The following is a 13510-nucleotide window of genomic DNA, read 5'->3' as shown; positions in this document are numbered from 1 at the left end:
ACACTCTGTCAATATGAGATCAATAAATGGACCTTTAATGCCCGATCATCCAAAATCCCTTTCAACCGGCGCGACCGGCCCGCTACGCGGCCTGCGGGTGCTGGACATTGCCACGATCATCGCCGCCCCCATGGCGGCAAGCCTGCTGGCTGATTTCGGCGCCGAGGTGACCAAGCTGGAACTGCCCGGCGATGGCGACGGGCTGCGCGGCTTTCCTCCGTTCAAGGAAGGCAAGCCGCTGTGGTGGAAAGTCACCAACCGCGGCAAGCGCCACGGCACACTTGACCTGCGCCAGCCTGAGGGGGCGGCCATTTTCAAGCGCATGCTGGCGCAGACCGATGTGCTGATCGAAAATTTCCGTCCCGGCACGCTGGACCGCTGGGGGCTGGATATCCAGACCCTCTGGGCGGCCAACCCGCGCCTTGTGGTGCTGCGGGTCAGCGCCTTCGGGCAGGACGGCCCCTATGCCAGCCAGCCCGGCTTTGCCCGTATATTCGAGGCTATGGGCGGACTGACGCAGATCACCGGCGACACTGACCGCGCGCCGATGCACACCGGCTATCCGCTGGCCGATTCCATCGGCGGGGTTTTCGGGGCCTTCGCGGTCTGCGCGGCGCTTGTGCCCATCCTGCGCGACCGGCCAGAACGCGGCGAAGAGATTGACCTGTCGCTGACCGAAGCCGTGCTCAGGATGATTGAATCGCTGGCGATCGAATATGACCAGCTGGGCGCGATCCGCGAGCGCAGCGGCAACCGCAACCAGTATTCCGCGCCCTCCGATGTCTATATGACCGCCGACAAGCGCTATGTCTCGCTTGCCGGCAGCACGGCGGTCACCTTCCGCAACAACGCCCGCGCCATCGGCCGGCCCGAACTGGCCGAAGACCCGCGCTTTGCCACCAACAGTCTGCGCGTCAGCAATGCCGCCGATCTGGACCGCGTCTTTGGCGCCTTCATCGCCGCGCATACGCTGGACGAGGTGCTGGCGGCCTTCCGCGCCGCCAATGGCACGCTGGCGCCGGTCTACAGCATTGATCAGATCTTTGCCGACCCGCAGATGCAGAAGCGTCAGGCGATCATCCCGGTGCCCGATGATGATTTCGCGCAGGTGCGGATGCAGAACGTGGTGCCCCGCATGCGCAACGCCCCGGGGCAGGTGCGCTGGGCGGCGGGTGCGCTTGGCAAGGACAATGATTTCATATATCGCGACTGGCTTGGTTTGACCGAGACGGAAATCGACGCTCTGCGCGAAAAGAAATGCATATGAGTTCCGAAAGCGAAACCCTGAAGGACTGGGCCGAAGCCGGGGTCGTCATTGGCCATGAGGAGCTGGTGCGCGACGGCTCGGTCTCGACCACGCTGATCCGCGGGCTTGAGGTGCTTTCATGCTTCCGCACAGCGGGCGAAACGCTGAGCAATGCCGATATCGCGCGCCGTCTGGGCCTGAACCGGCCAGCGGTTTCAAGGCTTTGCAAGACACTGATATCACAGGGCTTCATCCGCCGCGACAAGAACGGCACCTTCCGGCTGGCACCCAAGATCCTGACGCTGGCCTACCCGGTTCTGGCCGCCGCGCGCTGGCGGCATTCGGCCGCGGGGCTGATGCGCGATGTGGCCGAGTTCACCTCGGGCAATGTCACGCTGGCGGTGGTTTCGGGCGGCGATTTCGTCTCGGTGCAGACGGCGGGTGAGGCGCGGAATTTCCCGCATGTGCCCGAAATCGGCATCTCCGGCCCGCTGGTGGCTTCGGCCACCGGGCGGGCGCTTCTGTCGCTTCTGTCGGGGCAGGAGTTCAGCGATACGCTGGCCCTGTCGCGGCTCGCTTACCCTGAGCTGTTCGGGCGCTTTGCTTCGCATACCGTCGCCTCGATCGAGCGCTGCCGCTCGGATGAGGGGTTCTGCGTGTCCTATGGTGACTGGCGCCCCTCGATCTATGCCGCCTCGGCTCCGCTGGGCTTCACCGAAGACGGCCTGCCGGTCACCCTGACCTGCGCGCTGCCCAGCTACCGCACCCGGCGCGAGGATATGGAAGAGGATGTCGGCCCGCGCCTGCATCAGGCGGCCAACACCCTGCGGCAGATGGGGCTGTTTACCCTCCTCCCCCCGTCCTGACCCCGGCACCGCCATCCAGTGCCGCTATTCAGCATTCCGGGATATGCCTTCAGGGGGGTATCAGTGCTGCGTCACGCGCCTTCATGTCAATTTGTTATGAAGCCTGCGTGAAAAATCATCCTCAGCGGGGCCCATACCCACTAGCGTGGCAGTGCTGACGGGAGGAGCTCGGTCTGGCGATGCGGTTTTTTGCGGCCTGTGCCCCCGGATGTGGCGGTCAGGTGCGGCGGCTGGGCAGCGCCTCTCCCCCGTTCAGGGAAATATCGAGAGCGGAGGCAGAAATGCTTGATACCATGCGCAACCATCCGGCCAGGCACCCGTCGCAGGAGGGCGCGCGATGACGCGGCCCTTTGTTTTTGCCGGGCTGAGCACGCGGGTGGTTTTCGGTCATGGCACGCTCAAAAGCGTCCCGGATGAGGTGGCACGGCTGGGCCACCACCGCGCGCTCGTCCTCTCCACGCCGCATCAGGAAGATCAGGCGCAGGCGCTGGCCGAGGCGCTGGGCAGCGCCGCCGCCGGGGTCTTTTCCGATGCCGCCATGCACACCCCCGTCGATGTGACCGGACGTGCCGTTGCCGCTTACCGCGATCTGGGCGCCGATTGCGTGGTCTCGCTGGGCGGTGGCTCCACCACCGGGCTAGGCAAGGCAATCGCCACCCGGACCGGGGCGGACCAGCTGGTGGTGCCCACCACCTATGCGGGCTCCGAGATGACCGATATTCTGGGCGAAACCGCCGATGGCGAAAAGGTCACGCGGCGCGATGCGTCGATCCGGCCTGAGGTGGTGGTCTATGACGTGGACCTGACGCTGGGCCTGCCGGTGGGCCTGACCATGACATCAGCGCTCAACGCGATTGCCCATGCGATGGAAGGGCTTTACGCCCCTGACCGCAACCCGGTGACCGAGGCGCTGAGCCGCGATGCGCTGAAGGCATTCGCCGCCGCGCTGCCGGTACTGCGCGATGATCCCGCCAATCCTGAGGCCCGTTCGCAGGCGCTTTACGCCGCCTGGGGCTGTTCGACCGCCCTGGGCTATGTCCAGATGGCGCTGCATCACAAGCTGGCGCATGTGCTGGGCGGCAGTTTCGGCCTGCCGCATGCCGAAACCCACGCCATCCTGCTGCCCCATACCACCGCCTATAATGAAGTGGCGGTGGCCGGTCTGCTGGCGCCGATCCGGGATACCTTCGGCCATGCCAGCGCCGGGGCGGGCCTGTGGCATTTCGCGCGCGACATCGGTGCGCCGCTGCGGCTGTCAGAACTGGGGCTGAGCGAGGCTGATCTGGACCGCGCGACTGAGATCGCCGTGAAAAACCCCTATGAAAACCCACGCGAGATTACCCGCGCGGGAATCAGGCAGTTGTTGCAAGATGCATGGGAAGGCAGCGAACCCGCCTGAGAAAAGGGGAGCAGGCAAGGGAGCGAACCGGCCTGACCGGACCGAAATCACGATTAATGGGAGGAGAGACCATGATCACCAGACGCAGACTGCTCAAAACCGGTGCCGCCAGCGGGCTTGCGATGGCCGCGCCGGGCCTGTTCACCCCCGCGCTTGCACAGGGCCCCAAGCTGAAAATCGGCTATGTCAGCCCGCAGTCCGGCCCGCTGGCCGGTTTCGCCGAAAGCGACGCGTTCAATATCGAAGCCTTTCTTGCCTCGCAGGCCGGTCAGGAATTCGAAGTGATTGTGCGTGACAGCCAGTCCAACCCCGACCGCGCCGCCGCCGTCGCGCGCGAGCTGATTGTGCGCGACGAGGTCAATCTGATGGTCGTGGCCTCGACGCCGGAAACCACCAACCCCGTCGCCACCACCTGCGAGGCCGAGGGGATGCCCTGCATCTCCACCAAGGCGCCGTGGCAGCCGTGGTTCATCGGCCAGCAGGGCAACCCGGGCGCGCCGGATAGCTGGCAACCCTTTGATTTCGCCTTCCACTACTTCTGGGGACTGGAAGATGTGATCGCGGTTTTCACCAATATGTGGAACCAGCTTGAGACCAACAAGCAGGTCGGCGGCCTGTTCCCCAATGATGCCGATGGCAATGCCTGGGGCGATCCGAATGTCGGCGTGGCGCCGGGCTTTGCCGAGGCCGGTTACACCACCACCGACCCGGGCCGGTTCCAGAACATGACCGACGATTTCACCGCCCAGATCAACGCTTTCCGTGCGGCAAATGCGGAAATAGTCACCGGTGTGGTGATCCCGCCTGATTTCACCACCTTCCGCAATCAGGCGCTGCAACAGGGCTTCAACCCGAAAATCATCACTGTCGCCAAGGCAATCCTGTTCCCGCAATCGGTGCAGGCGCTGGGTGACGCCGGGCATAACCTGTCGTCCGAAGTGTGGTGGAGCCCCAGCCACCCCTTCGCCTCATCGCTCACCGGCCAGTCCTCGTCGGAGCTGGCGCAGGCCTTCACCGAGCGGACCGGGCGGCCCTGGACCCAGCCGATCGGCTTTGTCCATTCGCTGTTTGAAGTGGCCGCCGATGCGATGGGCCGGGTAAGCGACAGCGACGATATGGAAGAAATCGCCGCCGCCATCTCTGCCACCGATCTGGAAACCATCGTCGGCCGCGTGGCATGGAACGGCGAGGGCGTGCCGCCCTTTGCCGCGCAGAATGTCTGCAAGACACCGCTGGTCGGCGGTCAATGGCGCAAACAGGCGGATGACAGCTTTGATCTGGTGGTGGTCGACAACCAGACCGCGCCCGAGATCCCCACCGGCGGCAGCATGGAATCGCTGGTCTGAGCACTGCCCTGAACACTGCCGCCCGGCGCATTGCTGCGCCGGGCACAACCTTTGGGAATACCTTGGAAAACGTCCTTGTTCTGGAAAACGTGAAAAAGGCCTTCGGCGCGCTGAAGGTGACCGATGATGTCTCGCTGACCGTGCCACGCGGGCAGGCGCTTGGCATCATCGGCCCCAATGGCGCGGGCAAATCGACGCTGTTCAACCTGATCACCGGCAACATCCTGCCCGATGCCGGGCGGGTGGTGCTGCTGGGCGAGGATGTCACTCGCGCCCCCGCCATGAAACGGGTGCGCATGGGCGTGGGGCGCAGCTTTCAGATTCCCCAGCCGTTCGAGGGGATGACGGTGTTTGAAAACCTGCTCACCGCCGCTGCCTTTGGCCGGGGTCTGCCCGAAGGTCAGGTGGCCGGGGATTGCGCCGATATCCTGCGGCGCATCGGCCTTTTGCCCCGGGCCAACCAGCTTGCGGGTAGCCTGACGCTGCTGGACCGCAAGCGGCTGGAACTGGGCCGCGCCATGGCCACCGCGCCGCATCTGCTGCTGCTCGATGAAATCGCGGGCGGCCTGACCGAGGCCGAGTGCCACGCGCTCAGCGATACGATCCGCGCCCTGCATGCCGAAGGGGTGACGATCATCTGGATCGAACATGTGCTGCATGCGCTCAATGCCGTGGTCGAGCGGCTTCTGGTGCTGGATTTCGGCCGCGTGATCGGGCTGGGCGCGCCTGACGTGATCATGGCCTCGAAAGAGGTGCGCGAAATCTATCTGGGGATCGAGGCATGAGCCTTCTGGAAACCCACGCGCTGACCGCCTCTTACGGCCAGTTCCGCGCCCTGTTCGGCGTCGATTTCCGCATTGAGCCCGGCGAGGTGGTGGCGATCATCGGATCGAACGGTGCGGGCAAGACCACGCTGCTGCGCTCCATCACCGGGATCCTGCGGCAAGCGCCGGACATGGTGCTGCATCGTGGTGAACCCATCGGCGCGCTGGCCCCCGACCGCATCATGCAGCGCGGCATCTCGATGGTGCCCGAGGGGCGCAAACTGTTCCCCTCGCTCTCGGTCGAGGAGAACCTGCGCATCGGCGCGCAGGTCCGGCGCGGCGCGGGGCACTGGACGCTGGAAACCGTGTTTGAGCTGTTCCCCATCCTGCGTGAACGCCGCCACAGCCCCGCCACTGCGTTGTCGGGCGGGCAGCAGCAGATGGTGGCGATCGGCCGCGCGCTGATGTCAAACCCGGAACTGCTTTTGTGCGACGAGATCAGCCTTGGCCTCGCCCCCGTGGTGATCCGCGATATCTATGCCGCCCTGCCCCGTATCCGCGAAGGCGGCGCGGCGATGGTGGTGGTGGAGCAGGACATTTCCCGCGCGCTGGCGATGGCCGACCGGGTTTATTGCCTGATGGAGGGGCGGGTGACGCTGGAAGGCAGCGCCACTGACGTCACCCGCGATGCAATCCACGCCGCCTATTTCGGCGCACCGGCAAGGGCAGAACCATGATCTGGGTCGAAACTGTTATTCAGGGCCTGCTGCTGGGCGGGCTTTATGCGCTGTTCGCGGCGGGGCTGAGCCTTGTGTTCGGAATCATGCGGCTGGTCAATCTGGCGCATGGCGATCTGATCGTGGCCGCCGCATTTCTGATCCTGCTGGTGGTGGAGTTTTCCGGCCTGAACCCCTTTCTGTCGGCGCTGATCGCCGCCCCGGTGCTGTTCGGCTTTGGCTATCTGCTGCAACGCGTGGTGCTGAACCGGGTGCTGGGCAATGACATTCTGCCGCCGCTGCTGGTCACCTTCGGCCTGTCAGTCGCGCTTCAGAACGGCATGCTTGAGCTGTTCTCAGCCGACAGCCGCCGCCTGCCTGCAGCCGGGCTGGAAAACCAGTCGCTGAACCTTGGCCTTGCCACCGTGGGCACCCTGCCCCTGCTGACGCTGGTATCGGCGGTGCTGGCCATCTTCCTGCTCAACCGGCTGCTTTACCGCACCGCCCTTGGCCGCGCCTTTCGTGCCACATCGGATGACCCGGTCACCGCCTCGCTGATGGGGATTGACCCGAAGCGCATCTTCGCGCTCGCCACGGGGCTCGCGATGGTGGTGGTGACCATCGCCGCGCTCTATCTGGGGATGCGTTCAAACTTTGACCCGTCCACCGGCCCTGCGCGCCTGCTCTATGCTTTTCAGGCGGTGATTGTCGGCGGCCTCGGCTCGCTCTGGGGGACATTGGCGGGGGGCGCGATCATCGGCGTGGCGCAGACGGTCGGCGCGCAGATCAACCCGGAATGGCAGATCCTGTCCGGCCATCTGGCGTTTCTGGTGGTGCTGATCCTGCGCCCGCGCGGGCTGTTTCCACGGGCGAGGGACTGAGCGATGCAGGCCCATGTCACCACCCGCACCCGCGCCTCCACCATCGCCGGTTTCGCCGCTATCGGGCTGATTGCGCTGGCTTTTGCCCTGCCCGCCTTTGCCTCGCGCGTGATGATTCAGGATCTGTTCTTCATCCTGACCATGCTGATGCTGGCCCAGCTGTGGAATCTGATCGCCGGGTATGGCGGCATGGTCTCGGTCGGCCAGCAGGCCTTCGTGGGGATCGGTGCCTATGCGATGTTCGGCGGCGTCCTCCTCTGGGGCTGGGACCCGGTTGCGGCGATCGTGCTGGGCGGGCTTGCGGCGCTGGCGCTGTCGGTGCCGATGGCGTTCTTCGCCTTCCGCCTGCACGGCGCCTATTTCGCCATCGGCACCTGGGTGGTGGCCGAGGTCACGCGCCTGCTGGTCGCGCAGTGGCGCGCTCTGGGGGGCGGCACCGGCACCTCATTGCCACGAGAGGTGACGGCGAATATCTGGGGCGTGGACTGGGTCGCCAGTCTGCTGGATGTCCGGCAGGCCGCCGCGCGCGATATTCTGGCCTATTGGCTGGCGCTGGTTCTGTGCATTGTGACCATCGGCGCGATCTACTGGCTGCTACGCTCGCGCACCGGGCTGGCCCTGGCCGCCGTGCGCGACAATGACGAGGCCGCGCGCTCGGTCGGGGTGGATGCGCGGCGGGTGAAATGGATGGTGTTTCTGGCGGCGGGTTTCATGACCGGGCTGGTGGGCGCGCTGATCTATATGCAGACCGCGCGGATATCGCCCGACGCGGCGTTCAGCGTCACCACATGGACGGCCTATGTGATCTTCATCGTGGTGATCGGCGGCATCGGGCGGCTGGAAGGACCCATACTGGGCGTGCTGGTCTTCTGGGCGCTGCAGACGGCCTTTGCCAGCTATGGCGCGTGGTATCTGTTCGCGCTGGGGGTGATCGCCATTGTGGTGATGATCTTCGCGCCGCGCGGGCTGTGGGGGCTGGTGGCCGACCGAACCGGGCTGGCGCTGTTCCCGGTCCAGCGCCGCCTGATCTTTTCGAAAGAACCCTAGGCGCGTTCCGCATGCGGCGACGGCGAAATCACGCGGCTTTCATCCGCCGGATATCAAGGAAACCCCGACAGGCGCCCTCAATATCACCCAGTGCTATATTGATCCGGATTATTCGAATTTGACGAATCCCCCCCGCGCCCGTCTACTACCCCTCGAAACCACGCGGGAAGAGGAGCCGGCGTGGCCCATCATCGGCACCGATTCCGGTTTGCACCCCCTGCCCGCTGCGGTGTGGTGGTGCAACGCCGCTTCGGTTCACCGCATGAAAGCGGCACTGGCTTCACCCGCGCCTGAACCGGAGGGAGGATCGGCAATGGCGACAGATTTCGAAACCATGGAATACGATATCGGCGGGGTGAAAACCGTCATCAAGGCCATTGGCAGCGGCAAGCCGGTGTTCTTTCTGCACGGCGCGGCCACGCTGGAGGGCTTTGATTTCGCCGCCGAGCTGGCAGACCGCTTCCGCGTGCTCTGCCCCAGCCACCCGGGCATGGGCTTTTCGGGCGATGCCCCGCATATCGCCGATATCAGCGATTTTCTGGTCCATTACCTGAACCTGCTGGATGCCCTGAACCTAAGCGAAAAGCCGCATCTGATCGGCTTTTCAATGGGCGGCTGGCTGGCCACGGAACTGGCCGCCATCGCGCGCGACCGCTTTGACAAGGTGGTGCTGATGGCACCCGCGGGGCTCAATGACCCGGCCCATCCTGCCGCCAATCTGGGCACGATCCCGCCGCAGGAACTGCCCGGCTATCTGACGCATGACGTATCGGTCGCGCTGCGCTATTTCCCTGACGGATCAGACCCCGCAGCCGCCGAGGCCTTTGGCGCGGACCGTATGCGCGAGGGCGAGACCGTCGGCAAATTGTGCGCCACGCAGGGCATGGGCCAGCCCAACCTCAAGCGGTTCATGAACCGCATCACCAACCCCACGCTGGTGGTCTGGGGCGCCGAGGACCGCATTCTGCCCGCCTCGCAGGCCCCGCTCTGGATCGAGGCGCTGCCCAATGCGCAGCTGCTGACGGTTGCTGGCACCGGCCATCTGATCGCACAGGAAAACCCTGAAACGCTCAGGAAAATCGGCGATTTTCTCGCCGCCTGACCGCCTGATATCCCCGAGGAGGAAACACCCATGAACAAGCCAATGCGCCACAGCTACTGGGGCCAGACGACCGATCACCGCGAACTTCTGAAGAAGATCAAGGAGATCGGCCCGATTCTCGAAAAGAACGCCGAAGCCGATGAAGCGGCGGGCGAGCTGACCACGGAAACCTTTGAAGCGCTGCGCCCGCTGCGCATGTCGCATATCATGGCCGCCGAAGATCTGGGCGGCGCACAGCTTCCGCCGCGTCAGGTGCTGGAGCTGATCGAGGCGATCACCTGGTATTCCGGCTCGGCGGGCTGGGTGTCGATGGTGCATAGCGCCATCGGCGCGATGTCGGCAGCCTTCCTGCCCGACACGGCGATTGAAAAACTTTTCGCCCCGGGCACCGAGCACCGCTTCTCCGGTCAGGGCGCGCCTTTGGGCATGCTGAAAAAGGTCGAAGGCGGCTACCGGCTGAACGGGCGCTGGAGCTATGGTTCGGGCTTCAGCCATGCCACTTATTCGCACAGCGCGGCCTTCGTCGATGACGGCAACGGCAAGCCGCAGATGGATGACAAGGGCAACCCGATCATCATCTGCACCCATGCGCCCATCGAGCAGCACAAGCCACTGGGCAACTGGGATGTGCTGGGCCTGAAAGGCACCGGCTCCATCGACTATGCCGCCGAGGATCTGTTCATCCCCGATGACATGATCTACCCCATCGCCACCGCCGTTCCGCAGCGCCAGAAAGAGCTGTTCAGCCTTGGCGTGATCGGTCTGGCCGCCATCGGTCACACCGGCTGGGCCATGGGCGCCGGGCGCCGCATGCTGGATGAAATCGCGGCCTTCGCCCGCCAGAAAACCGGCCGCGCCGGGATGCTGGGGGAAAGCGACAAGTTCTGGTATGATTATGGCCGCGCCGAGGCCCGGATGCGTGCGGCACGCGCGCTGGTGATGGAGGTCTGGGGCGATATCGAGGCCACGGTTGAAAAGGGCACCCCCGTTTCGACCCGCCAGATCACCATGGTCCATCTCGCCAAGTCTGAAATCCATGAAGCGGCTGAAAACGCGGTCAATTTTGCCTATCGTGCCGCCGGTGGTGCCAGCCTGCGCGCTGGCATAATGCAGCGCACCTTCCGCGATGTGATGGTGGCGGTGAACCACTTCACCATCGCCCCGGCCATCGTCACCTCGGCCGGGCGTGAGCTTTCGGGCCATTGGAGCGACCGGGTCTGGCAGTTCTACGACCTTGTCGAAAAGAAGTAACCCCTTCGGGCGGGCCGCGCACCGGCCCGCCCCTGCCGCTACCGGACGGAGCAAGACAATGGCAAAACCTGACACGCAGCCACCTGGGGTTTCGGGCAAAGACCTGTCCGAAGCGTTCCGCGAGGCCTTTCGCTGCCATCCGGCGGGCGTTGCCATCGTCACCGCCGATCCCGGCGACGGCCCCGTCGCGCTGACCGTCAGTTCGCTGATCTCGGTCAGTGCCGAACCGCCGCTGGTCGCCTTCTCGCTTTCCAACCGCTCTTCGACCGCCGCCGCGATGCTGAAGGCCGAAAGCGTGGTCATCCATCTGACCCGCTTTGACGATCTGGAACTGGCGCAGCTTGCCGCCACCAGCGGGGCAGACCGTTTCGGCCCCGGCATCGCGTGGGAGCAACTGCCGACCGGCGAGCCCCGCTATACCGCCATCGCCACATGGTTCCGCGCCCGGCTGCGCGGCACGCTGCCGCTGGACGGCGCCACGCTGGTGGCGGCTGAGCTGCTGGACGGCGCCGTCGCCCCCTCCGGCGCGCAGCCGGAGCGTGACTCGCTGGTCTATATGGACCGGCGCTGGCACCGGCTGCGTGAGCCGGACGAGAGCACTGAATGACGCTGCCAGAGAATGCGGCCAAAGGAAACCGGCGCAAGCCCCGGGCGCCAAGCCCTGAACTTCAAGTCTGGATGACACCATGAGCTACTTCACCGAAGAGAACTCGGCCGATGCCGTCAACGCCCGCATCGGCGCCGATACCGACCCGCGGCTGCGCGAAGTGATGACCGCGCTGGTGAAGCATCTTCATGCCTTCGCCCGCGACATCACCCTGACGCAGGATGAATGGGATTACGCCATCGGCTTTCTGACCCGCACTGGCCAGATGTGCTCGGACGAGCGGCAGGAATTCATCCTCCTCTCTGACGTGCTGGGCTTCTCCATGCTGGTCGATTCGATCAACAACCGCCGCCCTGCCGGCGCGACCGAAAACACGGTCTTTGGCCCCTTCCATGTCGCCGATGCCCCGATCCGCGAAATGGGCGCGAATATCAGTCTGGATGGCAAAGGCGAATCCTGCCTGTTCGAGGGGCGGGTGCTGGACCTTGACGGCAACCCCATCAAGGGCGCCTGTATCGATGTCTGGAGCGACAATGCCGACGGCTATTATGACGTGCAGCAGCCGGGTATTCAGCCGAAATGGAACAATCGCGGGCGCTTCTTTACCGGGGCTGACGGGCGCTACAGCTTCCGCGGCATCAAGCCCGTCAGCTATCCGATCCCCGATGACGGCCCGGTAGGGCAGATGCTGGGACATCTGGGCCGCCACCCGTTCCGGCCTGCGCATATGCACTATCTGGTCATCGCCCCCGGCTTTCAGAAGCTGGTCACGCATACCTTTGTCGGCGGCGATGAATACCTGACATCGGATGCGGTGTTCGGGGTCAAGCAAAGCCTCATCGCGCCCTATGAGCGCCTTGAGGGGGCTGACACGGTCTGGCGCTCGCCCTTTGATTTCGTTCTGGTTCCGGGCTGAGGTCGGCATGCCAAATGTGAAGTTCTATATCGACAGCCGGAACGCCCCCGCCGCCCGCGACACGGTGGCGCGGCTGCTGCCTGACCTGCGCAGCCTGCTGTGCGAAGACCTTGGGGTGCCGGCGGCGGCCTGTCAGTTCGCGGTGATCGAGGTGGTGGGGCTGGAGGATCAGCCCGCCATCAACGCCGAGCTGCACCTGCTGCCCGGCCCTGCCCGCACCCCGGAATACCTGACCTGCGTGGCGCAAAGGCTGCGCGATACGCTGGCGCAGGCAACCGGGCTGACGGTGGCGGTGCGTATGTCAGCGCTCGATCCGCAGACCTATGTTGCGCTGAAATAGGCGGGCAGCCGTTATCCCACACGCTTACGCCCGCCTGCTCACCCCCGGCGGCGCGCCATTTGCAATTCATGATCCATCAGGTTCCGCAAACGATGAAACTCGGCCGTCAGGAAACCGGAAAACCGCTTGAGCGCGGCGGGCTGCTGCTGGCCGTCCATGGTCATCAGGCCAAGCTGGCGGTCGGGGTGTTCGATCCGCAGCGGCAGCACGTCCAGCGCCATGGTACGGCGCGCCAGAAAGACCACCGAATAGGGCAGCACCGTCAGCGCATCGGAACCCACCAGCACCGACAGGATCGACGCCAGCGTTCCGCCCGAAAAGCTGACGCGGAAATCGTCGCGCCCGATCGCCTTGACCGCGCGCTGAAGGTCACGGAACAGCGGGCTGTCCGCCGGTGGCGCGATCCAGGTGAAGGTGTCGATATCGGCCAGCGTGATGCCCTTGCGCCGGGTCAGCGGATGGCCCGCGCGGCAGGCGATCACGTTGTTGCCGGGCAGAAGCGGCACAAAGGTCATGTCCGGCGGCACCTGACTGGCATGCAGCGGCAGAATGGCGCAATCCAGCGCGCCGTTGCGCAGCTCGGACGAAAGCAGGTCCATGTAGCCATAGCTTTGCTCGATCTGCACATCGTCATGGCGCGACTGGAAATCGGCGATCATCGTCGAGACCACGCCATCCATGAAGGTGGGCGAGCCCCCCACGCGCAGCCGCCCGGCATGGCCCTGCTGGAAGCGGCGGACCAGCAGGCTTGCCTCCTGATTAGCGGTGCGGATCTGCGCACCCAGCCTTGCCAGCCGCTGGCCCAGCTCGGTGGGGCGCAGCGGGCGGCGGCCCGGCTCGAACAGCGGTGCGTTGATGCGCTTTTCAAGCAGCGCCATGCTGCGCGAAACAGAGGGCTGCGATTTTCCCAGCGCATCCGCGCCTTCGGTCAGACCGCCCTTTTCGACGATCACCGCCAGAATTTCGAGGTGTTCACTATCCAGTTTCATAACGCAGGAGTATATAATTCCTCTCGGATGCGATCAACAT

At 64.9% G+C, this 13510-nt stretch carries 14 protein-coding genes; 13 read left to right on the top strand and 1 reads right to left on the bottom strand.

Going from position 1 to position 13510, the window contains the following annotated elements; all coding sequences use genetic code 11:
- Positions 1 to 37 precede the first annotated feature (37 nt).
- The 13 genes from V7Q53_RS07765 to V7Q53_RS07705 all read left to right on the top strand — a co-directional run bounded on the left by V7Q53_RS07765 (position 38) and on the right by V7Q53_RS07705 (position 12481).
- Positions 38 to 1267, top strand: a complete 1230-nt coding sequence (locus V7Q53_RS07765) for a CaiB/BaiF CoA transferase family protein (protein ID WP_333827960.1) — start codon at positions 38 to 40, stop codon at positions 1265 to 1267.
- On the top strand, positions 1264 to 2112 hold the full coding sequence (locus V7Q53_RS07760; RefSeq protein WP_333827959.1) for an IclR family transcriptional regulator: 849 nt from the start codon (positions 1264 to 1266) through the stop codon (positions 2110 to 2112). Before V7Q53_RS07765 ends, V7Q53_RS07760 begins: the two co-directional genes overlap by 4 nt.
- Positions 2113 to 2449: 337 nt before the next feature.
- Complete coding sequence (locus V7Q53_RS07755) at positions 2450 to 3511, top strand: maleylacetate reductase (RefSeq protein WP_333827958.1); 1062 nt, start codon at positions 2450 to 2452, stop codon at positions 3509 to 3511.
- Between the two features lie 71 nt (positions 3512 to 3582).
- Positions 3583 to 4857, top strand: a complete 1275-nt coding sequence (locus V7Q53_RS07750) for an ABC transporter substrate-binding protein (protein WP_333827957.1) — start codon at positions 3583 to 3585, stop codon at positions 4855 to 4857.
- A gap of 62 nt (positions 4858 to 4919) precedes the next feature.
- The gene (locus V7Q53_RS07745) at positions 4920 to 5642 is read left to right on the top strand and encodes an ABC transporter ATP-binding protein (RefSeq protein ID WP_333827956.1); all 723 of its coding nucleotides are present in this window, start codon (positions 4920 to 4922) and stop codon (positions 5640 to 5642) included.
- Positions 5639 to 6358: an ABC transporter ATP-binding protein gene (locus tag V7Q53_RS07740; RefSeq protein WP_333827955.1), complete on the top strand. Its 720-nt coding sequence runs from the start codon at positions 5639 to 5641 to the stop codon at positions 6356 to 6358. Before V7Q53_RS07745 ends, V7Q53_RS07740 begins: the two co-directional genes overlap by 4 nt.
- Positions 6355 to 7218 carry a branched-chain amino acid ABC transporter permease gene (locus V7Q53_RS07735; RefSeq protein WP_333827954.1) on the top strand — a complete coding sequence of 288 codons (864 nt, stop codon included), beginning with the start codon at positions 6355 to 6357 and terminating at the stop codon, positions 7216 to 7218. Before V7Q53_RS07740 ends, V7Q53_RS07735 begins: the two co-directional genes overlap by 4 nt.
- A gap of 3 nt (positions 7219 to 7221) precedes the next feature.
- Positions 7222 to 8265: a branched-chain amino acid ABC transporter permease gene (locus V7Q53_RS07730; RefSeq protein WP_333827953.1), complete on the top strand. Its 1044-nt coding sequence runs from the start codon at positions 7222 to 7224 to the stop codon at positions 8263 to 8265.
- Between the two features lie 313 nt (positions 8266 to 8578).
- Positions 8579 to 9367 (top strand): alpha/beta fold hydrolase, encoded by a 789-nt coding sequence (locus tag V7Q53_RS07725; RefSeq protein ID WP_333827952.1) that lies wholly within the window; start codon positions 8579 to 8581, stop codon positions 9365 to 9367.
- A 30-nt stretch (positions 9368 to 9397) separates the two neighbouring features.
- Positions 9398 to 10618, top strand: coding sequence for an acyl-CoA dehydrogenase family protein (locus V7Q53_RS07720; RefSeq protein WP_333827951.1), 1221 nt, complete (start codon positions 9398 to 9400; stop codon positions 10616 to 10618).
- 58 nt (positions 10619 to 10676) lie between these two features.
- Positions 10677 to 11225 (top strand): flavin reductase family protein, encoded by a 549-nt coding sequence (locus tag V7Q53_RS07715; RefSeq protein WP_333827950.1) that lies wholly within the window; start codon positions 10677 to 10679, stop codon positions 11223 to 11225.
- Positions 11226 to 11304: 79 nt separating this feature from the next.
- Positions 11305 to 12141 (top strand): intradiol ring-cleavage dioxygenase, encoded by an 837-nt coding sequence (locus V7Q53_RS07710; protein ID WP_333827949.1) that lies wholly within the window; start codon positions 11305 to 11307, stop codon positions 12139 to 12141.
- Positions 12142 to 12148: 7 nt separating this feature from the next.
- Positions 12149 to 12481 (top strand): hypothetical protein, encoded by a 333-nt coding sequence (locus V7Q53_RS07705; RefSeq protein ID WP_333827948.1) that lies wholly within the window; start codon positions 12149 to 12151, stop codon positions 12479 to 12481.
- Positions 12482 to 12519: 38 nt separating this feature from the next.
- Here V7Q53_RS07705 and V7Q53_RS07700 read toward each other — a convergent pair whose 3' ends face one another.
- Positions 12520 to 13470, bottom strand: coding sequence for a LysR family transcriptional regulator (locus tag V7Q53_RS07700; protein ID WP_333827947.1), 951 nt, complete (start codon positions 13468 to 13470; stop codon positions 12520 to 12522).
- Positions 13471 to 13510: the final 40 nt, after the last annotated feature.

This window comes from Pararhodobacter sp., from assembly GCF_036802785.1.
In the GTDB taxonomy this organism is placed as follows: Bacteria; Pseudomonadota; Alphaproteobacteria; order Rhodobacterales; family Rhodobacteraceae; genus Pararhodobacter.
This window is presented reverse-complemented; position numbering and strand designations above follow the sequence as displayed.

Excerpts from the sequence above, each read along its gene's own strand:
- V7Q53_RS07765 (WP_333827960.1), top strand. The coding sequence starts at position 38 with ATGCCCGATCATCCAAAATCCCTTTCAACCGGCGCGACCGGCCCGCTA.
- V7Q53_RS07760 (WP_333827959.1), top strand. The coding sequence starts at position 1,264 with ATGAGTTCCGAAAGCGAAACCCTGAAGGACTGGGCCGAAGCCGGGGTC.
- V7Q53_RS07755 (WP_333827958.1), top strand. The coding sequence starts at position 2,450 with ATGACGCGGCCCTTTGTTTTTGCCGGGCTGAGCACGCGGGTGGTTTTC.
- V7Q53_RS07750 (WP_333827957.1), top strand. The coding sequence starts at position 3,583 with ATGATCACCAGACGCAGACTGCTCAAAACCGGTGCCGCCAGCGGGCTT.
- V7Q53_RS07740 (WP_333827955.1), top strand. The coding sequence starts at position 5,639 with ATGAGCCTTCTGGAAACCCACGCGCTGACCGCCTCTTACGGCCAGTTC.
- V7Q53_RS07735 (WP_333827954.1), top strand. The coding sequence starts at position 6,355 with ATGATCTGGGTCGAAACTGTTATTCAGGGCCTGCTGCTGGGCGGGCTT.
- V7Q53_RS07730 (WP_333827953.1), top strand. The coding sequence starts at position 7,222 with ATGCAGGCCCATGTCACCACCCGCACCCGCGCCTCCACCATCGCCGGT.
- V7Q53_RS07725 (WP_333827952.1), top strand. The coding sequence starts at position 8,579 with ATGGCGACAGATTTCGAAACCATGGAATACGATATCGGCGGGGTGAAA.
- V7Q53_RS07720 (WP_333827951.1), top strand. The coding sequence starts at position 9,398 with ATGAACAAGCCAATGCGCCACAGCTACTGGGGCCAGACGACCGATCAC.
- V7Q53_RS07715 (WP_333827950.1), top strand. The coding sequence starts at position 10,677 with ATGGCAAAACCTGACACGCAGCCACCTGGGGTTTCGGGCAAAGACCTG.
- V7Q53_RS07710 (WP_333827949.1), top strand. The coding sequence starts at position 11,305 with ATGAGCTACTTCACCGAAGAGAACTCGGCCGATGCCGTCAACGCCCGC.
- V7Q53_RS07705 (WP_333827948.1), top strand. The coding sequence starts at position 12,149 with ATGCCAAATGTGAAGTTCTATATCGACAGCCGGAACGCCCCCGCCGCC.
- V7Q53_RS07700 (WP_333827947.1), bottom strand. The coding sequence starts at position 13,470 with ATGAAACTGGATAGTGAACACCTCGAAATTCTGGCGGTGATCGTCGAA.